This window comes from Streptomyces californicus (assembly GCF_000717645.1).
GTDB lineage: Bacteria > Actinomycetota > Actinomycetes > Streptomycetales > Streptomycetaceae > Streptomyces > Streptomyces californicus.
Genome location: NZ_JNZZ01000099.1, coordinates 1 through 214, shown reverse-complemented (window position 1 = coordinate 214; position 214 = coordinate 1). Strand labels below are relative to the sequence as shown.

1 pseudogene is annotated in these 214 nt (G+C 74.3%); it reads left to right on the top strand.

Going from position 1 to position 214, the window contains the following annotated elements:
• Positions 1–140 (top strand): annotated as a pseudogene (locus IF19_RS1000000138610) (acyl-CoA dehydrogenase family protein); the annotation flags it as partial.
• Positions 141–214 lie beyond the last annotated feature (74 nt).

The following is a 214-nucleotide window of genomic DNA, read 5'->3' as shown; positions in this document are numbered from 1 at the left end:
TGCACGGCGGCATCGGCATGACCTGGGAGCACCCGGCGCACCTGTATCTCAAGCGCGCCAAGGCGGACTCGATCGCGTACGGCTCGGCGGGCAGCCACCGCGCGGCCGTCGCGGAGCTGGTGGAGCTGCCCGCGCCGTAGGGCCTGTCTGACCATTCCCGTCGTCGCCCGTAGGGCGGCCGCGCGGCGTCAGGTGCGTGCTCTCGGCGTGCCGG